This is a genomic window from Proteus alimentorum, from assembly GCF_002607735.1.
GTDB lineage: Bacteria > Pseudomonadota > Gammaproteobacteria > Enterobacterales > Enterobacteriaceae > Proteus > Proteus alimentorum.
Window position 1 is genome coordinate 296,676 of record NZ_NBVR01000024.1, and the last position, 25,611, is coordinate 322,286.

General features: G+C 35.8%; 22 protein-coding genes and 1 tRNA gene. 14 read left to right on the forward strand and 9 right to left on the reverse strand.

The window, feature by feature from the left end; translation table 11 throughout:
- Window positions 1-113 precede the first annotated feature (113 nt).
- Window positions 114-2,990, forward strand: coding sequence for an aminomethyl-transferring glycine dehydrogenase (gcvP, locus tag B6258_RS08175; RefSeq protein WP_099074839.1), 2,877 nt, complete (start codon window positions 114-116; stop codon window positions 2,988-2,990).
- Between the two features lie 90 nt (window positions 2,991-3,080).
- Here gcvP and B6258_RS08180 read toward each other — a convergent pair whose 3' ends face one another.
- Both B6258_RS08180 and ygfZ read right to left on the reverse strand, forming a co-directional pair.
- A complete protein-coding gene (locus B6258_RS08180; protein WP_099074840.1) occupies window positions 3,081-3,683 on the reverse strand; it encodes an HD domain-containing protein in 603 nt (200 codons plus the stop codon).
- Between the two features lie 31 nt (window positions 3,684-3,714).
- Entirely contained in the window at window positions 3,715-4,701 is a 987-nt protein-coding gene (ygfZ, locus tag B6258_RS08185) for a tRNA-modifying protein YgfZ (RefSeq protein WP_099074841.1), read from the reverse strand.
- Window positions 4,702-4,965: 264 nt separating this feature from the next.
- Between ygfZ and sdhE the strand changes: the two genes are divergently transcribed.
- Both sdhE and B6258_RS08195 read left to right on the forward strand, forming a co-directional pair.
- Complete coding sequence (sdhE, locus tag B6258_RS08190; protein WP_072063493.1) at window positions 4,966-5,241, forward strand: FAD assembly factor SdhE; 276 nt, start codon at window positions 4,966-4,968, stop codon at window positions 5,239-5,241.
- Window positions 5,242-5,721: 480 nt separating this feature from the next.
- Window positions 5,722-6,129 carry a protein YgfX gene (locus tag B6258_RS08195; protein ID WP_099074842.1) on the forward strand — a complete coding sequence of 136 codons (408 nt, stop codon included), beginning with the start codon at window positions 5,722-5,724 and terminating at the stop codon, window positions 6,127-6,129.
- A 16-nt stretch (window positions 6,130-6,145) separates the two neighbouring features.
- Here B6258_RS08195 and fldB read toward each other — a convergent pair whose 3' ends face one another.
- Window positions 6,146-6,664, reverse strand: a complete 519-nt coding sequence (gene fldB, locus B6258_RS08200; protein WP_099074902.1) for a flavodoxin FldB — start codon at window positions 6,662-6,664, stop codon at window positions 6,146-6,148.
- 108 nt (window positions 6,665-6,772) lie between these two features.
- Between fldB and xerD the strand changes: the two genes are divergently transcribed.
- The 7 genes from xerD to B6258_RS08235 all read left to right on the forward strand — a co-directional run bounded on the left by xerD (window position 6,773) and on the right by B6258_RS08235 (window position 15,196).
- Window positions 6,773-7,711, forward strand: a complete 939-nt coding sequence (xerD, locus tag B6258_RS08205; RefSeq protein ID WP_099074843.1) for a site-specific tyrosine recombinase XerD — start codon at window positions 6,773-6,775, stop codon at window positions 7,709-7,711.
- Between the two features lie 33 nt (window positions 7,712-7,744).
- Window positions 7,745-8,452, forward strand: coding sequence for a bifunctional protein-disulfide isomerase/oxidoreductase DsbC (gene dsbC / locus B6258_RS08210; RefSeq protein ID WP_099074844.1), 708 nt, complete (start codon window positions 7,745-7,747; stop codon window positions 8,450-8,452).
- Window positions 8,453-8,461: 9 nt separating this feature from the next.
- Window positions 8,462-10,195 (forward strand): single-stranded-DNA-specific exonuclease RecJ, encoded by a 1,734-nt coding sequence (recJ, locus tag B6258_RS08215; RefSeq protein ID WP_099074845.1) that lies wholly within the window; start codon window positions 8,462-8,464, stop codon window positions 10,193-10,195.
- Window positions 10,196-10,365: 170 nt separating this feature from the next.
- Window positions 10,366-11,464, forward strand: a protein-coding gene (gene prfB, locus B6258_RS08220; RefSeq protein WP_099074846.1) for a peptide chain release factor 2 whose coding sequence is annotated in 2 segments (ribosomal slippage) — window positions 10,366-10,440 and window positions 10,442-11,464 — 1,098 coding nt in all. Because the reading frame shifts where the segments join, the coding sequence is not laid out codon by codon here.
- An 8-nt stretch (window positions 11,465-11,472) separates the two neighbouring features.
- A complete protein-coding gene (lysS, locus tag B6258_RS08225) occupies window positions 11,473-12,987 on the forward strand; it encodes a lysine--tRNA ligase (RefSeq protein ID WP_099074847.1) in 1,515 nt (504 codons plus the stop codon).
- Between the two features lie 208 nt (window positions 12,988-13,195).
- Window positions 13,196-13,269, forward strand: a tRNA-Gly gene (locus B6258_RS08230).
- 376 nt (window positions 13,270-13,645) lie between these two features.
- Window positions 13,646-15,196, forward strand: coding sequence for a methyl-accepting chemotaxis protein (locus tag B6258_RS08235; RefSeq protein ID WP_099074848.1), 1,551 nt, complete (start codon window positions 13,646-13,648; stop codon window positions 15,194-15,196).
- Window positions 15,197-15,597: 401 nt separating this feature from the next.
- On the opposite strand, the gene B6258_RS08240 is transcribed toward B6258_RS08235, so the two are convergent.
- The 3 genes from B6258_RS08240 to B6258_RS08250 form a co-directional block, all read right to left on the reverse strand.
- Window positions 15,598-15,801, reverse strand: a complete 204-nt coding sequence (locus tag B6258_RS08240) for a hypothetical protein (protein ID WP_099074849.1) — start codon at window positions 15,799-15,801, stop codon at window positions 15,598-15,600.
- Between the two features lie 311 nt (window positions 15,802-16,112).
- Window positions 16,113-16,322 carry a sigma-S stabilization anti-adapter protein IraP gene (locus B6258_RS08245; protein ID WP_098942235.1) on the reverse strand — a complete coding sequence of 70 codons (210 nt, stop codon included), beginning with the start codon at window positions 16,320-16,322 and terminating at the stop codon, window positions 16,113-16,115.
- A gap of 499 nt (window positions 16,323-16,821) precedes the next feature.
- Window positions 16,822-17,370, reverse strand: a complete 549-nt coding sequence (locus B6258_RS08250; protein WP_099074850.1) for an NADPH-dependent FMN reductase — start codon at window positions 17,368-17,370, stop codon at window positions 16,822-16,824.
- A gap of 438 nt (window positions 17,371-17,808) precedes the next feature.
- Here B6258_RS08250 and B6258_RS08255 point away from each other — a divergent pair, with 438 nt between their 5' ends.
- Window positions 17,809-18,318, forward strand: a complete 510-nt coding sequence (locus tag B6258_RS08255; protein WP_240531549.1) for a hypothetical protein — start codon at window positions 17,809-17,811, stop codon at window positions 18,316-18,318.
- 5 nt (window positions 18,319-18,323) lie between these two features.
- A complete protein-coding gene (locus tag B6258_RS08260) occupies window positions 18,324-21,026 on the forward strand; it encodes a sugar transporter (protein ID WP_099074852.1) in 2,703 nt (900 codons plus the stop codon).
- A 48-nt stretch (window positions 21,027-21,074) separates the two neighbouring features.
- Here B6258_RS08260 and B6258_RS08265 read toward each other — a convergent pair whose 3' ends face one another.
- Entirely contained in the window at window positions 21,075-21,974 is a 900-nt protein-coding gene (locus tag B6258_RS08265) for a T3SS regulon anti-activator ExsD domain-containing protein (protein ID WP_099074853.1), read from the reverse strand.
- 66 nt (window positions 21,975-22,040) lie between these two features.
- Window positions 22,041-22,877, reverse strand: a complete 837-nt coding sequence (locus tag B6258_RS08270; protein WP_099074854.1) for a helix-turn-helix transcriptional regulator — start codon at window positions 22,875-22,877, stop codon at window positions 22,041-22,043.
- 1,201 nt (window positions 22,878-24,078) lie between these two features.
- Between B6258_RS08270 and B6258_RS08275 the strand changes: the two genes are divergently transcribed.
- Both B6258_RS08275 and B6258_RS08280 read left to right on the forward strand, forming a co-directional pair.
- Window positions 24,079-24,594 (forward strand): bactofilin family protein, encoded by a 516-nt coding sequence (locus B6258_RS08275; RefSeq protein WP_226892275.1) that lies wholly within the window; start codon window positions 24,079-24,081, stop codon window positions 24,592-24,594.
- A gap of 81 nt (window positions 24,595-24,675) precedes the next feature.
- A complete protein-coding gene (locus tag B6258_RS08280; protein WP_099074856.1) occupies window positions 24,676-25,233 on the forward strand; it encodes a GNAT family N-acetyltransferase in 558 nt (185 codons plus the stop codon).
- Here B6258_RS08280 and B6258_RS08285 read toward each other — a convergent pair.
- Entirely contained in the window at window positions 25,211-25,561 is a 351-nt protein-coding gene (locus B6258_RS08285; protein ID WP_099074857.1) for a nitrous oxide-stimulated promoter family protein, read from the reverse strand. The two genes, B6258_RS08280 and B6258_RS08285, sit on opposite strands and share 23 nt — an antisense overlap.
- Window positions 25,562-25,611: the final 50 nt, after the last annotated feature.

Below are 25,611 nucleotides of genomic sequence, written 5' to 3' on the forward strand. Positions count from 1 at the left end.
TAATGCCGGGGCGTTTTTATTTGTTAGCTTGTTATCGTAACGCTATCTCAACGCGCTTTAAGCCGTGTGCTATTTACCTATCCATTCATAGTGAATTCAGGAAATTACTTGCAATGACACAGACTTTAAATCAGTTAGAGTATCGCGATGAATTTATTCGTCGCCATATTGGTTCATCACCAGAACAGATTAAAGAGATGCTCAGTGCTGTTGGCGTCTCCTCATTAAATGAATTAACTCAAAGAATTGTTCCAGATAATATTCAATTAGAAACACCACCGAATGTAGGTGCAGGGGCAACAGAGCAAGAAGCCTTGGCTGAATTGAAAGCGATCGCCAGCAAAAACAAACGTTTTACCTCTTACATTGGAATGGGGTATGCACCTTCTGTATTACCTCCTGTGATTTTGCGTAATTTATTAGAAAATCCGGGTTGGTATACCGCTTATACACCTTATCAGCCAGAAGTTTCTCAAGGTCGCCTAGAATCATTACTGAATTTCCAACAGGTTACAATTGATTACACAGGAATGGATCTCGCTTCTGCATCGTTGCTAGATGAAGCAACAGCTGCTGCCGAAGCAATGGCGATGGCAAAACGTGTAAGCAAATTGAAAAATGCGGATCGTTTCTTTGTTGCTGATGATATTCACCCTCAAACCTTAGATGTTGTCAGAACGCGTGCAGATACCTTTGGTTTTGAAGTTGTTGTTGATAAAGCTGAAAAAGTATTAGAGCTTGAAGGTATCTTTGGTGTGCTATTACAACAAGTCGGCACAACAGGCGAAGTTCATGATCACAGCAAGTTATTAGCTACACTAAAAGAGCGCAAAATTATTACCAGTGTTGCCGCTGATTTAATGGCGTTGGTGGTACTCACTGCTCCGGGTCATCAAGGTGCTGATATCGTATTAGGTTCAGCACAACGTTTTGGCGTCCCTATGGGGTACGGTGGCCCACATGCCGCATTCTTTGCTTGTCGTGATGAGTATAAACGTGCGATGCCGGGACGTATTATTGGTGTTTCTCGTGATGCGGCAGGTAATCGTGCATTACGTATGGCAATGCAAACGCGTGAACAGCATATTCGCCGTGAAAAAGCGAACTCGAATATTTGTACATCCCAAGTCTTACTCGCCAATATCGCGGCTATGTATGCGGTTTATCATGGACCAGAAGGGTTAAAAACCATCGCTCAACGTATTCATCGTTTAACGGATATTTTAGCGGCGGGTTTACAACAAAACGGTATGGTGTTACGCCATAAAACTTGGTTTGATACATTAACGATTGATACCGCTGATAAAGCCGCTGTACTACAACGTGCTAAAGATGCTGAAATTAACTTACGTACCGATATTGTAGGTGCCGTGGGTGTCACACTAAGCGAAATTACAACGCGTGAAGATGTGTTAAAGCTGGTTGAAATTATCAGTGGTAAAGCATTAGCCGGTGATATTGATGCACTTGATAAACAAGTTGCTTCTTCATCAGCATCAATTCCTGCTTCTATGCAACGTAAAGACACTGTGCTGACTCATGAAAACTTCCATCATTATCACAGTGAAACAGAAATGATGCGCTATATGCATCGTTTAGAAAATAAAGACTTAGCATTGAATCAAGCGATGATCCCGTTAGGTTCATGTACGATGAAACTCAATGCTGCCGCTGAAATGATCCCGATCACATGGCCTGAATTTACAGAGCTACATCCATTCTGCCCAGCTTATCAAGCGAAAGGCTATCAAGTGATGATTGGACAACTATCCAATTGGCTTGCCGCATTAACGGGGTATGACGCGATGTGTATGCAGCCAAACTCAGGCGCTCAAGGCGAATATGCAGGCTTATTAGCCATTCGTCGTTATCATCAAAGCCGTGGCGAAGGTGCGAGACATATCTGCTTGATCCCAAGTTCAGCACACGGCACTAATCCTGCATCTGCACATATGGCAGGGATGACAGTGGTAGTGGTCGGTTGTGATGATAACGGTAATATCGACATTGCAGACTTAAAAGCCAAAGCAGAAAAACACCAAGCTGAACTCTCTTGTGTGATGGTGACATATCCATCGACACATGGGGTTTATGAAGAGGGTATTCGTGAAGTTTGTGAAATCATTCATCAATATGGCGGGCAAGTTTACCTTGATGGCGCCAATATGAATGCACAAGTGGGGATCACAACACCGGGCTTTATTGGTTCTGATGTTTCGCACTTAAACTTACATAAAACTTTCTGTATTCCTCATGGCGGTGGTGGCCCAGGAATGGGACCTATTGGTGTTAAATCACACTTGGCACCATTTGTACCAGGGCATTCTGTTGTTGAAATGGAAAATGTCACTACACAAGGCGCTGTTTCTGCGGCTCAATTTGGTAGCGCTTCAATACTACCAATCAGTTGGATGTATATTCGTATGATGGGCGCACAAGGGCTTAAACAAGCAAGCCAAGTGGCAATCTTAAACGCGAACTATATTGCACAACGTCTGAAAAATGACTATGACATTCTTTATGCTGGCGCTGATGGTTATGTCGCACATGAATGTATTATCGATATCCGCCCATTAAAAGCGAATTACGGTATTAGTGAAATGGATGTGGCTAAGCGTTTAATTGACTATGGATTCCACGCTCCAACTATGTCATTCCCTGTTGCGGGTACATTAATGATTGAGCCAACTGAGTCTGAAAGTAAAGTTGAAATTGATCGCTTTATTGAAGCGCTGCTTTCTATTCGTGCTGAAATTGCACAGGTAGATAAAGGTGTATGGCCAATTGATGACAACCCATTAGTTAATGCACCTCATACACAATATGAATTAGTGCAAGAATGGTCACATAGTTATAGTCGTGAATGTGCCGTGTTCCCAAGTGAAGCAACAAAACAAAGCAAATACTGGCCTGCGGTTAAACGTCTGGATGATGTGTATGGCGACCGTCATTTACATTGTTCATGTGCGCCAATCAGTGATTATGAATAAGCTTTAATCTCGCTATATTCTTAAATTTTAATACCGAGGGTTAACTTAGCCTTCGGTATTTTTTATTTAACAAATTCAATATTGAATAGATTACTTCAGCCAGCCTTTTTTCTGTGCCTCTAATAATTGAGGGTAGAGGTATTGCCAAAATTCAGGCCACTGTTTTTCAATAAACAGATTACGTGCTAATACTTGTTCTAAGCGGATATTATTTTCAACCCAACTTTGACCTTCATTATGTAAATTCATCAGCATTGGCATGGTGCGATCAAGAATATTGGCAAACTGAGACTCTGGTGTTTCAGCCGCATCATATTCCAGCCATAAATTGAGAAAATATTCACTTTGTGGGGACGGTAATAAAGAGAAAATACGTTTTGCTGCTTTTTGCTCGTGCTCTTTAATTGCTTCGCGAGCGGCAACGTCATAAACCATCACATCGCCAGCATCTATTTCAACGATATCGTGAACAAGGGCTAACTGAATAGCACGTCCCATATCAATATCACCCGCATAGGGCTGAAAACTCATTGCTGCAACGGCAAAGTGCCAGCTATGTTCTGCGGTATTTTCGGAACGACTATTATCTAATACATTATTTTTACGATAAACACGTTTTAGTTTATCTAATTCCATAATAAAGTTAATAGTATCAGAGAAGGGGCCAAATGCCCCTTTAGGTAATTGTGTCATAAAAGTCCGTATTGGTTATGATAAATAAAAATTACGCATCTTCTAAAGAATAAGGCAGTGGTTTAATGGATAAACGACTAATGTTATCGTCTTGAACTCGAAATACACTCTCTAGCGCCATATCGTTATTCATAACAACTTCAGCCAAAATAGTATTATCAGCCATACGTACAGCGCTTAATACCGTTCCTGTTTTACGCCATTTATCTTCGCCTAATTGCCATTCAACGCTACCACCGATCTCCGGTAATTCAGTACCACCACCAGATAACAGATACATTGCTCGCTTATTTGCACCTCTGAATTTCGCACGAGATACCATTTCTTGCCCGGTATAACAGCCTTTTTTAAAGCAGATGCTCAGTGGTAATGCTTGCAGATTTGTTGCTTGAGGTAAGAATTGCTCAATATTTGGAGTATCAATAATAGGATATCCAGCCTCAATATCTAAGGCTAACCATTGCTCACTATTACTGGTTTCTGCTTTTAATGTTGTTGCAAGATTTTTTGCTGTTTCTTCATCTGTTACGATTAAAAAACGTTCAGTAGGTAAAGGGAGCTGAAGAATATAAGTATTATCGTGATTAACAACTTCGTTTGCTTTACGAGGAATATTGGGAAAGTAATCTGCTAATGCAAGAGCTGCACCTTGCCCCGCTAATCCTAATAATACGGCTTGTGTATTTTCAGCTAAGGTTACTTTTGAAAATACGGCATATTTTTTTAATTCAGCAAGTTGTTTTTGTGCGACATTTTTACGCAGAATATAAGCAAAACCTTCTTGCTGGTGGAATAAGCGGAGTGTACTCCACATTTTACCTTTTGCTTCACAGTGTGCAGCCAATGTATGTGTCGTTGTTGGAAGTGCTGCAATATCCGTTGTTAGTTGACCTTGTAGATATTTTTCACTGTCAGCACCTGTTGCTGTTATCAGTGACCATTCATCTAAAGAAACCAGTGTTAATGGCAAATTGATTGCTGCATGAGGGCGTTTAGCCTGAGTAGAATTTTGAGTCATGATGTCACCAGCTATTAAATTAATCAGATACATCAGTTATGGTAAAAGAGTGGCAAGACAATGCAAGTCATTATTATTTTTAGCGCACAGAAAATGAACTTGATAAATAACAAATGAAAGCATGTTCAATAGGTTGTCTATGAGACTAAACCTGCAAACTGTGATCATTTTGATGTTAAAATTTTTGCGATAAGACTATCATCAATGCTAGGAAGAAATCGTGGTATTTCTTGATTTGAACAATGTAAAGAGCAGAGTATGACTATCGATATAGAGAATAAAGCACGAATTAACTGGGCATGTCGTCGTGGAATGCGTGAACTGGATATTTCTATCATGCCTTTTTTCGAGAATGAGTACGATACGCTATCTGATAACGATAAAGCGCTTTTTGTTCGTTTACTAGAGTGTGCAGATCCTGATTTATTTAACTGGTTAATGAATCATGGGCGCCCTGATGATGATGAACTCTATTATATGGTGAAGTTAATCCAAGATCGCAATAAAGCTAGAATGGCGGAGATCGTTGATAAATATTAATAAAATAGATTATCAAATCAGCGATAGATTAAATAGTAATTAAGATTGATTAAAAATGACGCTTTTATTTTCTCATCGAATAAAGGCGTTTTTATTTTTTGTATAAAAATTTAATAACATTAATGGCACTCTAAAATTTACTGAAATAAAAAATATAGTTGCGTTAAATTTGCGCGCTATCTCTAAAAATGATCGCTTAAATCGCCTTTTTTTGATGTTTTTCACTTTATACTTAATAAATCAGATATGCTGACTTTATTAAAACAACGATTAACAAAAAATATCAATCAGGTTCTTATTATTAAGCTATATTTTTTGAGCAAATCTAAAATAGAAAAAGTAATAATAAATAATTGAGTAAAAAGGTAAGATAAACTAATTGCAAGGTTAAGGAAGAAGTTACATTATAAATAGGTTGCTCTTTATTATCTTTAACTTATTTATATTCGTATAGAATTACAGCAGGAGTTAATATAACTCGTGATTTTATGGAAATCGCATCTCACAGTGTCATGGTTCACTCAATTCTTCTCAACGGTTGCTTATGTTGCCTTTGAGATAGGCTTACTGTTGTATCCATGGCCTCCTGATTTTATTTATGTTTGGGTTCCATTGTTACTTTTCTTGATAGGTAGTTGGTATTTCACACAAAAGAATATTAGTCGTATCAAAGGGGATTTTGTTTTACTGAATGGCAACCGAATTCAATGGAAACTGCATGAATGGCAAATAACAAAACGTCCTTGGATCAGCCGTTTTGGTACTCGAATAACCTTGACTTCTATTCTAAATAAAAAGCAAATCACATTATGGGTCGCTTTCGATAGTATGGCTGAAAATGAGTGGCGTAACTTCTCTCAGTTATTAATGCAATATCCAGATATTTAATATCTGGATATTAAATTTATAAGTTTTCTTCTATTTCACGTAGAATTTGCATACACCATTGTGATAAACGTTCATCAGTTTCTTCAAACTGATTTACGTCATCTAATGCAAGACCAACAAAATGTTTACCATCATCTGATAAAGGTTTTGGGCTGACAAATTCATATCCATCAACAGGCCAGAACCCAATAAACTTAACACCACTTGGTAATAAATGATGGTAGAGCATACCCAGCGCATCAAGAAACCATTCGCTGTAATCAACCTGATCACCCATTCCATACATTGCAATAAGCTTATTGTTTAAATTTAATGTCGGCAATGTATCCCAAATATTGAGCCAATCTTCTTGGATCTCACCAAAATCCCAAGTTGGAATACCTAAAATAAGGATGTCATATTGTTCCATAAGCGTGATATCACACTCTTGAACATTATGAAGATCAACGAACTCTTCACCGAGAATATCACGAATTTTTTCTGCTGCCATTTCGGTGTAACAGGTGCTGGAACCGTAAAATAGACCAATTTTCATAAAGGTTTTTAGGATATTTTTGCCAATAAAGGTCACTATTGTACCAGAAAAATTTTTTTATAAGGCATAATGTAAAGGCGATAAGCTAAAGAGAGGGAGAGTAAGACTGTGTCACAAACCAAATTATCGACAAAAAAGACAACGCATATCAATGAAGAGACTGATATTATCATTGAACAATTTCTCGACAACATTTGGTTAGAGCAAGGCTTATCTGCCAATACGCTCAGCTCTTATCGCTTAGACTTACAAGCATTAGGGCAATGGCTTGCACATCACCAATTAGATTGGTTATCAGTCACTACTTTAGATTTACAATCTTTTCTCGCGACGCGCTTAGATGAAGGTTATAAAGCCAGCAGTGCAGCCCGATTACTCAGCACAATGCGCCGGTTATTCCAATATTTATATCGTGAAAAATTACGTTTAGACGATCCTAGCGCATTACTTTCAACCCCTAAGCTTCCCAAGCGTTTACCAAAAGATTTAAGTGAGCGACAAGTTGATGATTTACTTAATGCTCCTTGTATCGATGAACCACTTGAATTGCGCGATAAAGCAATGCTTGAAGTCCTTTATGCATGTGGACTTCGTGTTTCTGAATTAGTGGGATTATCCCTCTCTGATATCAGCTTACGGCAAGGCGTGCTACGAGTTATCGGTAAAGGCGATAAAGAGCGATTAGTTCCTTTAGGTGAAGAAGCTATTTACTGGCTAGAGCAATATCTGCAATATGGAAGACCCACTTTAATGCAAGGGAAAACGGACGATATTGTTTTTCCTAGTTTAAGAGGGCAAAAAATGACACGACAAACGTTCTGGCATCGGATAAAACATTATGCCGTGATAGCAGGAATCGATACTGAAAAACTCTCACCTCATGTATTGCGTCATGCATTTGCGACCCATCTCTTAAATCATGGAGCAGACTTGCGTGTTGTACAGATGTTATTGGGGCACAGTGACCTCTCTACAACACAGATTTATACCCATGTTGCAACAGAACGCTTGAAAGCGCTTCATCAGCAACATCATCCAAGGGGATAGCCGCTAAAGAGCAGGCGTTAAATAGGAATTCAAATGAAAAAGAAATTATTCTGGTTGCCAATATTATTAAGTATGGCGTCAATACCTGCACTTGCTGACAATGCTTCTATTGAAGCACAACTGGCTAAAATGCAAATTAAAGCAGAAAGTATCCAACCTACGCCGATTGTTGGGTTAAATGCAGTGTTATCAGATAAAGGCATTTTTTATATTACAGATGATGGTAAGTATCTGACTGCGGGACCTATTTATAACATTAGTAGTGGTGAGCCAGTTAGCATTGCTAATCAAGTTATTATGAAAAAAGTAGATTCACTTAAAAATGAAATGATTGTCTATAAAGCGCGTAATGAGCGCCATGTGATCACTATTTTTACTGATATTAGTTGCCCTTATTGCCAAAAACTACATCAAGAAGTTCCAGAGTTGAATAAACAGGGGGTAACCGTGCGTTATTTAGCATTTCCTCGTAACGGTATTGGCAATAATATCGTGAGTAAAGAGATGAATGCCGTGTGGTGTAGTGGTTTTCCTAATAAATCATTAGACAGCGCATTTAAAGGGGACAAAATTATACCCATTGATGAATGTACAAAAATCAATATCAATGAACACTTTAAATTAGGCACCATGATGGGGATCCAAGGCACACCCGCTATTGTATTACCAAATGCCAGTATTTATGGTGGATATATTTCTGCTCAAAACCTTGTTGAATTATTAGATAAAAAAGAGAAGTAATTACGTTTTATGGTCACTATTGAACCGACACTGCGTCGTCGAATTGCGCAGGTAACTCAATTACCGGATAACTTAGATCCCTTATTACGACAAATTTATGCTAATCGAGGAATAACATCTGAAGTTCAACTAGAACGATCGTTAAAAGGCTTACTTCATTATCAAGCATTAACAGGAATAGAAACGGCAATTTCATTACTGATTGAGGCATTACAGCAACAATCTCGTATTGTTATTGTCGGCGATTTTGATGCTGATGGTGCAACAAGTACCGCACTTGCGATTAAAGCATTACGTCAAATGGGATTTAAGCAAGTTAGCTATCATATTCCTAATCGCTTTGATGATGGTTATGGCTTAAGCCCTCAAGTTGTTCATGACGTTGCTAGAAAAGGGGTTGATCTCATTATCACTGTGGATAATGGAATATCCTCTTTTGACGGTGTGGATACGGCTCATGAATATGGTATTCGTGTCCTCGTTACCGATCACCATTTACCGGGACAAACCTTACCCGCCGCTGATGCAATTATTAATCCTAACCTGACAGATTGTTCTTTTTTATCTAAATCATTAGCCGGTGTTGGTGTTACTTTTTATTTAATGACGGCATTAAGGGCTGAATTAGAAAAACAAGGCTGGTTTGAGCAACAAAACTTAGCTCGCCCCAATATGGCTGATTTTCTCGATTTAGTGGCACTAGGCACAGTGGCAGATGTTGTTCCTCTTGATGAAAATAACCGTATTTTTGTTTATGAAGGATTACGCCGAATTAGAGCGGGTCGTTGTTGTGTAGGGATAAAAGCACTTACGGAAGTTTCTCGTAAAGAACTCTCTCAATTGGTTAGTAGCGATTTAGGTTTCTCTTTAGGGCCTCGCTTAAATGCAGCAGGACGCCTTGATGATATGTCTGTGGGTGTTGCTTTACTTTTAACCGACAATATTGGCTCAGCGCGTGAAATTGCTAATGAACTTGATGGATTAAATCAAACTCGGCGTGAAATTGAAGCGGGTATGCAAGAAGAAGCTTCTATCATTTTCCGCCAATTTATGGGAACGCAACATGATTTACCCAATGGTTTAGCGATCTATCATCCTGAATGGCACCAAGGTGTTGTGGGTATTTTAGCGTCTCGTATTAAAGAAAAATTGCACCGTCCGGTTATTGCTTTTGCACCTAGCAGTGATGGCCTGTTAAAAGGCTCTGGTCGTTCAATTAGTGGCGTTCATCTGCGAGATGCTTTAGAACGACTAAATACATTAAATCCGGGTTTGATGGTGAAGTTTGGTGGGCACGCAATGGCGGCTGGACTTTCACTTGAAGAAGATAAATTCCCGTTATTTCAACGTCATTTTTCGTCTTTAATGGCAGAGTTGGTTTCGGATGAACAGTTGCAAGGTGTTATTTTATCGGATGGTGAACTCACTGATAATCAACTTTCATTACCTATCGCAGAAATGCTAAGAGAAGCAGGTCCTTGGGGACAGGCTTTTCCTGAACCTTTATTTGACGGTAAATTTACGCTATTACAACAACGTATTGTCGGTAGTAAGCATTTAAAAATGATGCTTCAGCCAGTAAATAGTCATCTTATGATTGATGCAATTGCATTTAATGTTGATATCAATATGTGGCCAGATAACAGCATTAAAACGGTTGAGTTAGCTTATCGATTAGATGTCAATGAGTTTAGAGGACAACGTAATGCGCAACTGCTTGTTGAGCACATTTGGCCTTGTTAACACGAATAATTAAACGATTTACCGTGTTATAAAGAGTAACGTTGTTATGGTAACAACGATCTGATAGACAATTGTATATAAATGCTATAAACCCGCTGATATATCCGTTACAATATGCGGTTCAAAATTTATTCCAATTGTTTTTGAAAACAACATAAAGACGAAAAAGTATGTTTGAAATCAACCCCGTAAAACACCAAATAGAAGAAGTCTCTGAAAGAACAAATGTTCTCAGGGGGTATCTTTGACTATGATGCCAAGAAAGAGCGTTTAGAAGAAGTTAACGCTGAATTAGAACAACCTGATGTATGGAATGAGCCAGAAAGGGCACAAGCATTAGGTAAAGAGCGTTCATCTCTTGAGGCTATCGTAGAAACAATCGATCAGTTAGATCAAGGACTAGAAGACGTTTCTGGTTTACTTGAATTAGCGGTTGAAGCTGATGACGAAGAAACATTTAACGAAGCTATTGCTGAATTAGATGTGTTAAATAAAAAGCTTGAGCAATTAGAATTCCGTCGTATGTTCTCTGGTGAATATGACAGTGCGGATTGCTACCTTGATTTACAAGCCGGTTCAGGTGGTACAGAAGCGCAAGATTGGGCAAGTATGCTGATGCGCATGTATTTACGTTGGGCTGAATCAAGAGGCTTTAAAACAGAGATTATTGAAGAATCTGACGGTGATGTTGCAGGATTAAAATCAGCGACTATCAAAATTATTGGTGAGTACGCTTATGGTTGGTTACGTACAGAAACAGGTGTTCATCGCCTAGTTCGTAAAAGTCCATTTGACTCAGGTGGCCGTCGCCATACCTCATTTAGTTCTGCCTTTATTTACCCTGAAGTTGATGACAATATTGATATTGAAATCAATCCAGCTGATTTGCGTATTGACGTTTATCGTGCTTCAGGTGCAGGTGGACAGCACGTTAACAAAACAGAATCTGCGGTTCGTATTACCCACGTTCCAACAGGTCTTGTCACTCAATGCCAAAACGATCGCTCTCAGCATAAGAACAAAGATCAGGCAATGAAGCAGATGAAAGCGAAGTTATATGAGCTGGAAATGCAGAAGAAAAATGCAGACAAGCAAGTAATGGAAGATAACAAGTCCGATATTGGCTGGGGTAGTCAAATTCGTTCTTATGTTCTTGATGATTCACGTATTAAAGATTTACGTACTGGTGTGGAAACGCGTAATACACAAGCAGTATTAGACGGTGATCTTGATAAATTTATTGAAGCTAGCTTAAAAGCGGGCCTGTGAGGAAAAACATGTCGCAACAGCAACAAGGTGCGGAGCAGGCACCTGATTTAAATAACGAACTGCAAACACGCCGCGAAAAATTATCCGCTTTACGTGATAATGGTAACGCATTCCCAAATGATTTCCGCAGAGATTCTCTGTCTGATGAATTACATCAAAAGTATGATGCAATGAGTGCAGAAGAGTTAGAAGCCGCAAATGTGGAAGTTTCTATTGCAGGTCGTATGATGACTCGCCGCATTATGGGTAAGGCATCTTTCGCTACATTGCAAGACATGGGTGGTCGTATTCAGCTTTATGTTTCTCGTGATGATTTACCAGAAGGGATCTATAACGAGCAATTTAAAAAATGGGATCTGGGCGATATCTTAGGTGCTCGCGGTCGTGTTTTCAAAACGAAAACGGGTGAATTAAGTGTTCACTGTACAGAAGTGCGTTTATTAACTAAAGCACTACGCCCATTACCAGATAAATTCCACGGTTTAGCTGACCAAGAAATGCGTTATCGTCAGCGTTATTTAGATCTGATTTCTAATGAAGAATCGCGTAAAACTTTCCAAATTCGTTCACAAGTCATGGCGGGTATCCGTCAATTTATGGTGAACAAAGGCTTTATGGAAGTTGAAACGCCGATGATGCAAACCATTCCTGGTGGAGCGAGTGCGCGTCCGTTTATTACTCACCATAATGCGTTAGATATCGATATGTATCTGCGTATTGCTCCTGAGTTATATTTAAAACGTTTAGTTGTGGGTGGTTTTGATCGCGTATTTGAAATCAACCGTAACTTCCGTAACGAAGGTGTATCACCACGTCATAACCCAGAGTTCACCATGATGGAACTCTATATGGCGTATGCTGATTACCGCGATCTGATTGAACTAACTGAAGAATTATTCCGTACATTGACTGAAAATGTACTGGGCTCTTCATTAGTGAAATACGGTGATCAAGAGTTTGATTTTGGTAAACCCTTTGCCAAATTAACCATGAAAGAAGCTATCTGCAAATATCGTCCAGAAACTGTAATGGCTGATTTGGATGATATGGATAAAGCCGTTGCTATTGCTCAATCTATTGGTATTAAGATTGAGAAAAGCTGGGGCTTAGGTCGTGTTCAGTGTGAAATTTTTGAAGAAGTTGCAGAAAGCCACTTAATTCAACCAACGTTCATTATTGAATATCCTGCCGAAGTTTCTCCATTGGCTCGTCGTAACGATGATAATCCATTTATCACTGACCGCTTTGAATTCTTTATTGGTGGTCGAGAAATTGGTAATGGTTTCTCAGAACTTAATGATGCACAAGACCAAGCAGAACGTTTTGAAGATCAAGTTCGCCAAAAAGAAGCGGGTGATGCAGAAGCTATGTTCTTCGACCATGACTATATCACGGCATTAGAACATGGTTTACCGCCAACAGCAGGTTTAGGTATTGGTATTGACCGTATGGTGATGTTATTTACTAACAGTCACACTATTCGTGATGTTATTTTATTCCCAGCAATGCGCCCTAATAAATAATTATTATTTTAAATAACTGTTATTTTAAATAAATGGTTAATTAACAAATAGCATTAACGAATACCCATATAGTTATAAAGCCACCGAAAGGTGGCTTTATTGTTTTTAAAAACAAATAGTTATATTTTTTGTGATGATTAAATAATCATTTGAATAAGAAGGGGGATTGTCGTTCAATCAAGGAGGCGTATAATCAGAAAAATCTACCGCGGGCGTAGTTCAATGGTAGAACGAGAGCTTCCCAAGCTCTATACGAGGGTTCGATTCCCTTCGCCCGCTCCAAGAACTCTTTTCCTCAAATACGCTCTCAATATTGTCCACTCAACATTTATGTTTCTTTAGCTGATTTAAGAATATTCCAAACCTTATTTTTCTCTTCAATTATCCTTTGCTCTCTTTAATGCTTCTTATTTATTTTTATCGCAATCATTATATCAACATTATGATTTTTAATGATTTTCTGTTTTTTATATTAAATTATAAAAAATGATATATAAGTAACATTTTTGCTTCTTTCATCTAACTCTTTTTATGTATAGAAAATAAAAAACCAATTTATAAAAAACTTTAGTAAAAAATTAAAATAAATTGAAAAAGTGTCGATAAGAGTACATTACGCCCTATTGGGCTTACTTTATCTTGTTAGTTGAGAAATTCGATGCAGAAACTTCGTAACATTACTATTCGTCTGATGATGATAATCATACTGGGGACTTTATGTGTGTTATTTGGCAGTGTTAGCCTTTATAGCGCATGGTCATTATCACAAATATCTGAAGGCAATCAATCTGATAATCAAATAATAAAACAAATGGCTGCACTCAGTCAGGGAAATGATCAGTATTTTCGATTCACTTCTCGATTAAATCGTCTCGTTGAGGAGAAAGCAGAAGGCAAAAACGTCGATTTTACACAAGCACAATTGGCGATGGATAATATGGAAAAACAGATTACGTATATGAAATCTGTTTCCCCAGGGCCGATGGATGCAAAAGTATCGAAAGAGCTAATGGATGTATGGCAAGCGCTTTTTGAACAAGGAGTAAAAAAGCAGATGGAATTAGCGCTCAATGGCACCATCGAGCAATATGAACATCATGCAAAAAATGTAACACCTGCGTTGAGTCGCGAATTAGGTAATGTGAGTGAAAACTTTAATAATGCCGCAAATATAAAAATCGATAGTACGATTGAAGAAGTGGATGGGCTTATTGAAGTGACACAAATAGTTATTATTGTTAGCGCCATTTTAGGGGGGGGAATTTTGATCCTCACTGATCGCTATTTAGTGGTAATGTTACAAAAACCACTCGAAAGTATTCGCCAACATTTTATAAGAATTACAGAAGGTGATCTGAGTCAGCCACTAGCGCCTTTTGGTAATAACTGTGCTGGGCGATTAATACCGTTATTAAATGAGATGCAAAATAGTTTGCATGAAGCGGTAAGTACGATCCGAATAGGAAGTGATAGTATTTATCGTGGCGCATCTGAAATTGCTAAAGGGAATAACGATTTGGCTTCTCGTACAGAGGAGCAAGCAACGGCATTAGAACAAACAGCAGCAAGTATGGAAGAGATTACCGCTGCTGTTAATCAGAATATGGAACATGCTTATCAAGCGAGAGAATTGGCTGAAGTTGCATCAGTGACAGTTGAAAAAGGCAATGAATTAGCTGAATCTGTTGTAACAACAATGGATGGGATCTCTAATAGTTCAAGTAAGATTGCCGATATCATCAATGTCATTAATAACATTGCATTTCAAACGAATATACTTGCTTTAAATGCATCAGTAGAAGCGGCAAGAGCAGGTGCTCATGGTCGAGGATTTATGGTTGTCGCCAATGAAGTGCGTAATTTAGCAGGAGATAGTGCCAAAGCTGCTAAAGAAATTGAACTCCTTATTGCTGATTCCTCAAAACGTGTAAAAAAAGGTGCAAGTTTAGTGAGTGATATGGAAAAAACGATGGAAGATATTTTGACGGGAGTTAAACAGGTAACGTCAATAATGAAAGAAATCACGGTTGCATCTGAAGAGCAAAGTAAAGGTATTGGTCAAGTGAGTGTGGCGATTACTCAAATGGATGGTGTAACACAACAGAATGCCTCTTTAGTTGAACAAGTTTCAGCGGCAGCTATTTCATTAGAAAGACAAACCGAAGAATTACAGTTATCGGTACAAAAATTCAATCTTGTTCATCATTGATATAGAAAATTTGTACACTGTGTGTCTAAGGTGGTAAGTTTTTACTCGTTAGACGCATAAACATAATAAATTTAAAGTTTAACTTCTTATTATTCTTGCTTTTATTTAAAAGCAGAAATAGATTTAACTTAGTCATTGATTGAGTCTTGAAACAGCAATGGTTTGTGATTTTGTTATGAGAAACAGAAAATGATTATCCAAATTAAGCAAGCCATAAATAATAATGTTATTTCGTTTATACTCAATCAATAAAAAAGTACTTTCTATTTTAACTTTCATAATCAATCAATCAGTGATTATGTTAAAGCTTGACGTGATTTGATTTTTAAAGATGTAGATATAAGTCCTCTCTAATATAAATAATAATAAAGAGAGGGTGCTGAAGAATGTGGCATCAATGTTTAGAGCATTTTTTTTATATATTGTTCTGTCTTGCTTATAACATCTTGGTATTGAGGATGATTGATATAAGCATCATTGACGGTTTTATTTATATCGTGGATCACTACTTCTTTTTGTTTATCAGTCAAAGTCAATAACAAGGCTTTTAAAACGACTTTTACTGCCGCAATTTCATACTCTATATTGACCATTTTTTTTTCCATAAGATCCTCAAAAGAACGACAATTTATTGCTGTGTGATAAATTAATTTTCATATTAATTAATTGTTTAATTAAATCCAAGAAAAAATCAAATTGATAAATGAATATACAAATTGACCGCGTTTTTTCATTAGAACAGTAAATGTGAGGATATTTGAGATGAGGGAAAGAGACACTCAATAAATTTAACTTAGTGTTGTATTAATGGAAGGGAAATCACAGTATATCCTATATAAAATAATCAATAGGATGCTATTTTCACCCTATAAAAATTAGGGTATAAATTTTATAGCAATAGCAAATATCGTTTTCATTAAGCTTGAGTAAGTTTCTTCACATATTGCTCAGTTAAGTTAATAACTTCATTGAGTTGAGGGTATTTGTTCGATGTATCCTCAAGCACTATAGATATATTGCCTAACATATCCCTTCGTTGTTTATCACTTAGCGTGGAAAGTAAAGATTTGATAACAATTTTTAGAGCAGCAATTTCGCATTCAATTTCTTTTAAGTTTTTATCCATGATTTACCTTCCAGTATTTAATGGATGAGTAATATAGGTAATTTTTTTGTTGATCACAATTATAGAAGCATATTATTTAGAGATGTATCGCATATTGTGACTAATGTTCTAACTTAATATAAATTATTAAAAATAATTATCAAATTGTAAATTTTATATGAGGTAGTAGATTGAAGTCTTATTGATATTTTATGACTTTAGAACGAGTAAGATAAATGATTAAATTTGATCTCAAGTCTGATTCTATTTAAGCCCCTTTATTTTTGATTAGATAATAAACAATTCTTAATTGTAATAATAAAAATAAGTCTTTTAAAGATGATCTATTTTTGTCCTGTGTTGTTTAATGCAGAAGTGAATAAGGATATCGTTACTTTTTATCTATGAAATATTGAAATCTTTATTTGTCAATAGAGATATTATAACCAAATAAATTACATTAACTCTGATGATGAAAAAAAAGAGCTTATGCTTTTCACATAAAGCTCTTTTTAGTTTGTTATTGATTATTTTGCTTCACAAAAGCCACGTAGGCATCAACCCAGTTTTGCATAAAACTTGCTGTTTTCTCTGAAAACTGCCCATTCTCAACCATTCCGTCATACCATTTTAGATAACATTCGGGTTGATTTAGGGTTGGCATATTCAAAAAGGCTAACGAATTACGCAAATGTTGTTGAGCTATTGCCGTACTAATATTACCCGTTGAAACACCGATAATTCCGGCTGGAATTTTATTCCAAGCATTCGTTCCATAAGGGCGAGAGGCTTGGTCAATCGCATTTTTAAGTGCACCAGGTATTGAGCGGTTATATTCCGGTGTGATAAAGATGATGCCTTGGCTCGCTTGTATTTGTTGTTTGAAAGCGATAACAGAAGAGGGAGTATGACTGTCATCATCTTGGTTATAGAGAGGAAGAGTACTAATATCGATAAACTGACAGGTAAATTCTTGAGGGAATAACTTAGTTAAAGCATGTGCTGTTTGTTTATTAAACGAATCTTTTCTTAAACTACCGACAACGATACCAATTTTAAAATGACTCATCTTAGTTCTCCTATATTGAAGGATAAAATGAATATCAATGCCTATATTAGATATTCATTTTTTGATTTTATCTCGGTATTAAAAAACAGCAACAAAATATAAGACTATTTTTTACACGTAAATTACGTAAATAAATGATAAAATTAATATTATTATTTTTATTATTATCTGGTATTATTCCATCAATATAAAAAACGATCAGTTTATATGACAACATTTTTACTAAATAAATCCGATATTCAAGATTTGATGCATTTAGTGTGATGTAAGTAGTATTTTAAGAAAAAACAAATGAAATGATAGGAACACTCATTGCAACCAAGGGTGTTAGCCTATTTATTTAGTATGCAGTAGGTAATAGAAAATTATAATAAAATGGCTTAAAATGCGACAACTCATATGCTCTTATTTAAGTCTGATCGGAATTAAGGAAAAATGATGTCCTTATTACAAAATAAAAAGAATGTCCTCGCTGTATTTATGGCAACCAGCGTCCTCGCCCTATCAGGGTGCGCGTGGACTGATCACACTCGTCCAGTTGAAATGCCAGCGCCAGCACAAACTACACAGCCTGTAGCAATGACTCAACCAGTGGCAACAGCTCAACCCGTGGCTGTTGCACAACCTCTTTCTATGGCACCTGCGGCAGAGCCTGCTGATAGTGGCGTAGATGCAAGAAAATTGGGATTAGCACCGCAAAGTGCTTGTATCAAACAACTTGATTCTTTGAAAACGTTTTCTCCATCTGACTACCAATCCATGATGAGCTCATTTAAAGAAATTAGCGAAATCAATGCGATGTACCGAAGTGTTCAAGGTACAGCAAGTAAAGATAGCTTAGATTTATTAAAAATGAGTATTGAATCAAAAACAGAAGTGTTATGTGCAAAAGTTCGCTATTTGTCGATTATGTCAGTTAATTCGACATTAAAAAAATTAGGTGAATAATTACTATGAAATTAAAGCAGAGTGTTTGTCTCGCTTTTATGCTGTTTCCAACGCTATCGTTTGCCAATAATGAATTTAATTCTGTTATTGAAGATTTTGACCGTTATTTTGAAACACAAAAGCCAATTAAAATTGAGCCTAAAACATCTGCTACAATTTCATCGTCAACGAGAGCCGGTCAGGCTAATCGTGGAGTAAACCACACCACAACAGCGACTCAACAAACAAAAACAGAGCAACGAGTTAAACCTTCTACGCCAGCTAAAACGGATAATCAGGCAGTTGAACCTGTTAAGACGTCTGATATCACGCTGGCAGAAAATTGCCCTGTATTGCCTGCCAATTATTCAAAATTAAAGAGTGATTACACTCGTTATTTAACGCCGTTGCTTTCATTTATTCCGATTAAACCACAATTTACACCAGAGGATCTTAATCGTTATAGCTACAGAAATAATGCAACGGTTTATAACCCGTTAGCGCTTTATTCAAAAGAGAGTTATGCAAGGCCTCAACGTAATGACAATTTCTTGTTAGATATTGTCCCAGGAACATTTTATTCTGTTACAGCCATCCCATTTCACTTTGCATATCAGTTTAATCGCTCTGTACTCGATCATAAACAACCTCTTTTTAATAAAGCGCTATTAAATCGTTTATCTGATACTAAAAATAAATATCAAACGCTGTATCAAAAATACACAGAGCAGGTAGCTATAACAAAAGAGCATTTAGAAAAACTTCAAAATGCAAACAACCAAATTAAACAACTTGAATTAACGCTGGCTGAAACAGAAGAGAAATTAGCTACGGCGAATCACTTACTTACTGATGACACGTTAAAACAGGCTGTTGCCAAGCTACAAAGTGATTTAGAAACAATTAAAAAAGAGCGTGACTTATTCGTTAAGCAATTAGCTGAAAAAGAGGACGTATTACAGGCAACAACAGTAAAAAATACCGAGTTAGCAAAACAGCAACAAGATTTTGAAAAACAAGCGGGAATACTTAACACCTTAGAGGCGAAATATATTCAGCTTGAGCAAGAAAAAGAGCAATTACAATCTCAGTATCAACAGGCTCAGGCTCTGTTAAAAGATGATAGTGCCAAAAAAGAGATTGATAAATTACAAAGTTCACTTGAGAGCATAAAAGTAGAACAAGAGAAGTTAATTAGCCAATTAAATGAAAAACAGGCACTACTTGCTAAAATTGGACAAGAGAAAGAAGCGATACACGCTCAGTATATTGAATCTCAGAAATTGCTAAATGATAACAATAAACAAAAAGAACAAGTATTAGCTAATTTAGAAGCAGCAAAAAATAAAGAGATAGCAACATTAGAAAATTCGTTATCAACAATAACGACTGAGCAAGAAAAATTAACGAAACAGCTTACAGATGTACAAAATCAATTAGCAACAATAACGAAAGAAAAAGAAGATGTGCAGACTCAATTTGCACAGGCTCAACTATTGCTAAAAGATGACTCTGCGAAAAAAGAGATAGATAAATTACAAAGCACATTATTGAAGATCACATCAGAACGTGAAGATTTATCTAAAGAACTTGCATTAAAAGTAGCAGAAGCAGAAAAACAACAAGATGCTAATAGCAAACTTGTTGAGGAGCAACGCAAAGAAATAGCACAACTAAAAACACAAGTTGAAAAAAGTAATCAGGAACAAACTCAACTTAATAAATCACTTTTAGCTGTTCAACAGCAAAAAGAGCAAGTGGATGAGAAATTAAAAGAGATCCCAGAATTAAAATCACAGTTAGATAATAAAGTCACTGAATTAGCTGACTTGAAGAAGAGTTTATCTGCGGGTGAAAAAGCTGTTGATAATTTAATTACTGATAAAAATAATCTGATCGCTAAGTTAGAGAAAGCGCAAAATGAGCTATCGAATAAATATCAAACATTAGATACAAAATTTAAAGAGAATAATATCGCATTAGCTCAAGTCACTATGAGTAAAACAGAGAGTGATAAAACGTTAGCATTGCTAGAAAAACAGCTCACTGAAAAGCAGAATACAACGGATAAATTGAGCGCTCAATTAGCTGAAGCAAAAGTACAATTAGAAAAACAAAATACAGAAAACACACAGCAAATTAGTACGTTAAAGCAACAGCAAACAGAATCTATTGCTAAATTAAATGAGCAAATTAAAGCAAAAGATTCTGAATTAGCGAAAGTTAAAACAGACACGAGTAATATTTTAAAAGAGAATAAAACGCTAAAAGAGCAGCTTGAGAAAATGGCGGGTGAAGGGCAAATGATAGCTGGGCAACTTGCCTATGCTTATTCGATTATTGGAAAAGATAATGCCCAGCGTAATAAATCCATTTTATCTGAGATCCAAAAACAAAATTATGTACAGTATGATGATAATACGTACTTCAAGATTTTAAGACAAGGTAAGCCCGTTCCTTCTATTGCAGGTAAAACAGTCGTATTTACAATGCATGAGGAGCTCACAGATGGCACTGTGACGTTGAATTATGATAAAGCTAAACCACTTATTTTGCCGTATCGTCAACTACCATTACCATTGAATACCTTTATTGCTAAAGCAGGTATCAATGGCAAAGCTAAAATTTATATAAAACCAAATGGCGGTTATGGAAAAAATGGTGTTCCAGGACAAGTGCCACCAGAATCAATGTCTATTGTTACCGTCGAAATACTCGACATAAAATAGCTAACTGACATCAGTTCTTCTTTCATTTAGAGAAGAGCTGATGTTTTTTTATTCTCTCCATAAAAACTCATCATTTTTCAAACAAATTTCTCTGGCTAAGAGCCAATTTTTTAGTTTTTGGCAATTTTCAGGATGTTTTGGAATACTGTTTAAAATCGCCCATAAGGGTTTTATTAATTCAGAATTTGGCGTTATTTTTTGGATATAATCTAAAGAATTATTAATTTCAACATTAAAGATAGGTTCATTTTTCCAATTGTTGATGAGTAATTGAACATCTTTTTGTAGTAAGTCATCAATAACAATTAGTCTGATTTTATCCGTATTAAGTTTAATATTGATATCATCTAAAGATAAAAAGGGATCATTTTTATTTGACAGTTGTTTTTCTTCAAATGACTTAATATTTTCACACTGCTTAATTTGAAGCTCAAGCTCTCTTTTGGTGTCATAAAACGTGAAAAGCTGAGGCGTAATGTGTCGAACCCACCAAATAAAAAGTGGTTTTATTACGGATTGAATTAAGCGCATATGTTCATTGATATTGACCGTTGCTTTTAATGATTTATCCCAATCTGCCGGTGTTATTGTGGTGTGTGGTTGCTTTACATGAAAAGAATGTGCGAAATCAATAACATCACGTATTTCTTCTTTAGAGATAACAACAAAGCAGTATTTCTTACGTAAAAACCAAGTGGATTGCAATAAACTGTCTAAGCTTTCACGGCATAAAACACGGGCTAATATTTTTATTTGTTGTTCATTAACATCACAGGTAGTAACGATGTTTTCATTCGAACGGAAAGAAAACTGTAGATCAAACAAATTATCTACAGTTTTTTCATTATTGGGTGCCATTATTTTTTTTAGTAGGGTTAGATAGTCATAATAATGGGCTTTGGTGTTGCTATATGTATTTTTTTTTATCACGATATACAACTCACGCATAAGAATAGATTTCAAACATTCTAACTATGAATGGCTTTTAGATATTATGATATTCGGTCGGATTTTTTATAATTTTGATCTGAGATTTCTCGCTTTACTTGGCGTCATATTAAAACGACGGTGATAACTTTGTGTAAAGTATGATTGGCTTGAAAAGCCTGATTCCATTGAAATATCAACAATGCTCATTTCTGTGGTCAGTAGCAGTTGATGTGCGTAAATAATTCGTCTTTCACAAATCCATGTTCTAGGTGAAGTACCATAAACATGATTAAAAAGTTCTTTAAACGTTGTTAGCCCCATCCCAAATTCTCGAGCAAATTGTTTAAGCTTCCAATTTTTTAAATGATTTTTTTCCATAAAAATCTTTAAGCGGTCAACTTGACGGTGACTAAGTTGGCGCAATAACGCCATTAAGTCAGAACCTTGTTCAGTTGAAAGTAATAGAATTAAAAGCTCTTCAATACGTAATTGAGTGAAGGTTTCAGGGCAGGACTGAACAGTAAGATATTCAAAGCCATTACTACAAAATTGAATAAGAGATGAATTTTGAAAACAAATAAAGGCACTAGAAAACTCTTCATCCCTTTCTATTTGGCACAAAATATCGTTGTACTTAGACATGAAATCTCTTAAGAAATCATCAGAAAGAGGGATATAAATAATATCGGTAGGCTCTGAGCCTTGTGTTTTTATTGTATAGCTACCTTGTTGTAGAAAAAGAACTTGGTTTTCGTTAGTTGTTACTGTGTCAGTACAATTTTGCAATGTAAGTGCATTTTTTCGGATAAGAAAGATCGCTTTTTGTTCATTTTCTAGTATTTGGTATTGTGGATAAAAATAAGATCTTTTTTGAATAGCGCCATCATATCGTTCGGTTTTATCACATAGTATTGTATTCATTTTTCGCCCAAATTTATTATATAAGTATCACGGTATTTTTATAAAGATAAATATCAGAATATTTATAAAAACACTTCTTTATTATTGAGTGTTATTAAAAATAAAAAAGAGACTATTTTCTTTATTTTGATGTGGTTTTTTTTTAGATATTAGGCATTGCATTTTATTTTTATAATTTAAGATAAGTCACTTTGTTAATTTAATGACATTCCTTATAAATTGCAAAACTAAATTAAATATGGATAAATTTTTCTGTGAGGTGTTCAGTAATAGCATGGGCATTAATGTAATTAATACTTTACGTTTACTTATCAGTTGAATAAAAAGTATATATAACAATAAGTTGTTTTAATTTTTTTCTTTACAGTGTAAAAAAACAATAAATGTATTTAAAATGCAAAATTTATTATAAATGTTAATTTATGGTAAATAAGAAAATTAATTGTTATAAAAACATTAAAAAAGTGAGTTTGAAATACTAAGGTACCAATATACTAATATTCAAATATAAAGAAGATTAAAGTTGAAAAAATAAACTGGTAACTATTGTTATATTAACTCATGTTATCATAACATCATTTTTATATGACATGAAATAATCCATTAGTCATAAAATAGTCCATAAAAAAGTTATTATCTGTTTATTTTCTCGGTTTCTTAATTACTATTGTGATGAAGATCTCATGTTTTTTCGCCAAAATCCAGAGGCGTTCAAACCTAGATACTGAATTTTTTTTGAATAATTTTTTATCAAAATATAGATTTAGATGTGAAATGTTAATTTTCAATGAAAAATAGTTGTCTGAATAAACTGATAATCATCACGATTTATTCACATTAAACGTAGATTATTAAAATAGTAAGTTTTATCTCTTAATTTAATTAAACTTTATTTTTCTCAAGAAACAAATCAAAAAACTAAAAGGTAATAATAGGCTTATTGCCGGCATTATACTTATCGTCTATTTATTAGAATGGTGAATGCATAAGTGTATTTATTGTCAGGGAGGTAAGGATATAGCTAATTATGGAGAATAAGCGAACACTGCGAAATATTATATTCAGCGGGATATGGATAATTTGGACTCTTGCCTTAATTGCCTTTTGGCGTTATCAGATGGCTGGCGAATTTTTGATTATTCTAATCCTAATTTTTAGCATTATTATTTATTCTATGACGTTGAGGTTAAAAAAAGCCGCTATGTTTAGTCGTAAAACTGAAACACCAAAAGCAGCAGAGCCTGTTGCACCAGTAATAACAGAAGAGAAAAAACCGATGCCAGAGCAAAAACTATACACGATTATTGCAAAAGGAACGGTTTTCCAAGGCGATATTAATGTTGAAGGCGATATCCAAATTTGGGGTAAAGTAGCTGGCAATATTAATGTCAAAGATGGCGTTATTCGTGTTATGCATGCGGGACAAGTTGAAGGCGAATTAACAGCACCTGATATTATTATTGATGGTTTTGTAAAAGGTATCTGTGCTGCAAATAATTTAGATATCTTAGAACATGGCGAGTTACGTGGTACTAGTCGTTGTGGCAGTATGTCTATCAAGCGTGGCGGTATTTTTACTGGGCAATCAGAGCAAGTTGAACATCAAGCAAAATCAGTTGCTCAACAACGCGTTGTCTCAATAAAAGAAAGCTCTAATGCAAATAAAGATAAAGTTGTTGCTCCAGTAGAAAACCAACTAAAAGAAAACAAAAAATAAAGTACCATTTTTCTTTTCATTGTTCGTTGCTTATCCTATTTTATCGCTATTGTCTTAATTTTATATAAAAAGAGAATAACGATGAATTTAGATACTCCCAGACTACACCTAAGAGAATGGCGTGAAAGTGATAAAGCGCCATTTTTTTCTGAAATCAACTCTTCACCTGAAGTAATGCGCTATTTTCCTTGCACTTTATCTCAATTAGAAAGCGATAATATGGTTGAGACTATCCGTGAAAAATTTATTCAACAAAATGGATGGGGAATGTGGGCTGTTGAATTAAAAGAGACTCAAGAGTTTATTGGTTTTGTTGGGCTAAATATCCCAGCAGCGTCTTTGCCATTTAATCCCTGCGTAGAAATTGGTTGGCGGATCGCGAAAAAGTTTTGGCGAAAAGGTTATACTTATGAGGCGGCTTTAGCGGCATTTAAATTTGCTTTTGAGACATTGAGGTTAGAAGAAGTTGTTGCTTTTACTGCAGTTTCAAACCTTCCATCTCAAGGTGTAATGCAAAAACTCGGTATGCATCAATCTGATAATTTTTTTCATCCCGCATTAGATAAAACACATCCTCTAGCTGAGCATGTTTTATATCGCTTGAAGAAATCCGATTTTACTTTTCAGTCGAACGAATAGTGCGCTTTTTTTCAGGAAGTGGAGGAACAGGTTTTTTATCATCAATAAGATGACGTATTGCTAAGATCGGATGATAAATTAACATTCGTGGACCAGCCCAACGCATGATTTGTTTCATCGCTTCTCGTTTGGCGGGTTGATAGCAATGAATAGGGCATTGTTTACACGCTGGTTTATCTTCACCATAACGACATTTATCTAATCGGTTATATGAATAATTGATTAATTGTTGATAATAATCTGCGTCAGCTTCAGGATGTGAGTGAGCATAAAGGTGAACCATTTTTTGAATGGTTTTTTTCTCACGATTTATTCTTTTCTCTGACATACCTTTCTCGCTTAGTAATATGTTGTATTTATTATGCATCTTATCATTAA

What these genes read in the sequence shown, in the direction of transcription:
- gcvP (WP_099074839.1), top strand. Translation starts at nt 114, where the DNA reads ATGACACAGACTTTAAATCAGTTAGAGTATCGCGATGAATTTATTCGT.
- B6258_RS08180 (WP_099074840.1), bottom strand. Translation starts at nt 3,683, where the DNA reads ATGACACAATTACCTAAAGGGGCATTTGGCCCCTTCTCTGATACTATT.
- ygfZ (WP_099074841.1), bottom strand. Translation starts at nt 4,701, where the DNA reads ATGACTCAAAATTCTACTCAGGCTAAACGCCCTCATGCAGCAATCAAT.
- fldB (WP_099074902.1), bottom strand. Translation starts at nt 6,664, where the DNA reads ATGAAAATTGGTCTATTTTACGGTTCCAGCACCTGTTACACCGAAATG.
- dsbC (WP_099074844.1), top strand. Translation starts at nt 7,745, where the DNA reads ATGAAAAAGAAATTATTCTGGTTGCCAATATTATTAAGTATGGCGTCA.
- recJ (WP_099074845.1), top strand. Translation starts at nt 8,462, where the DNA reads ATGGTCACTATTGAACCGACACTGCGTCGTCGAATTGCGCAGGTAACT.
- lysS (WP_099074847.1), top strand. Translation starts at nt 11,473, where the DNA reads ATGTCGCAACAGCAACAAGGTGCGGAGCAGGCACCTGATTTAAATAAC.
- B6258_RS08235 (WP_099074848.1), top strand. Translation starts at nt 13,646, where the DNA reads ATGCAGAAACTTCGTAACATTACTATTCGTCTGATGATGATAATCATA.
- B6258_RS08240 (WP_099074849.1), bottom strand. Translation starts at nt 15,801, where the DNA reads ATGGAAAAAAAAATGGTCAATATAGAGTATGAAATTGCGGCAGTAAAA.
- B6258_RS08245 (WP_098942235.1), bottom strand. Translation starts at nt 16,322, where the DNA reads ATGGATAAAAACTTAAAAGAAATTGAATGCGAAATTGCTGCTCTAAAA.
- B6258_RS08250 (WP_099074850.1), bottom strand. Translation starts at nt 17,370, where the DNA reads ATGAGTCATTTTAAAATTGGTATCGTTGTCGGTAGTTTAAGAAAAGAT.
- B6258_RS08255 (WP_240531549.1), top strand. Translation starts at nt 17,809, where the DNA reads ATGTCCTTATTACAAAATAAAAAGAATGTCCTCGCTGTATTTATGGCA.
- B6258_RS08260 (WP_099074852.1), top strand. Translation starts at nt 18,324, where the DNA reads ATGAAATTAAAGCAGAGTGTTTGTCTCGCTTTTATGCTGTTTCCAACG.
- B6258_RS08265 (WP_099074853.1), bottom strand. Translation starts at nt 21,974, where the DNA reads ATGCGTGAGTTGTATATCGTGATAAAAAAAAATACATATAGCAACACC.
- B6258_RS08270 (WP_099074854.1), bottom strand. Translation starts at nt 22,877, where the DNA reads ATGAATACAATACTATGTGATAAAACCGAACGATATGATGGCGCTATT.
- B6258_RS08275 (WP_226892275.1), top strand. Translation starts at nt 24,079, where the DNA reads ATGTTTAGTCGTAAAACTGAAACACCAAAAGCAGCAGAGCCTGTTGCA.
- B6258_RS08280 (WP_099074856.1), top strand. Translation starts at nt 24,676, where the DNA reads ATGAATTTAGATACTCCCAGACTACACCTAAGAGAATGGCGTGAAAGT.
- B6258_RS08285 (WP_099074857.1), bottom strand. Translation starts at nt 25,561, where the DNA reads ATGTCAGAGAAAAGAATAAATCGTGAGAAAAAAACCATTCAAAAAATG.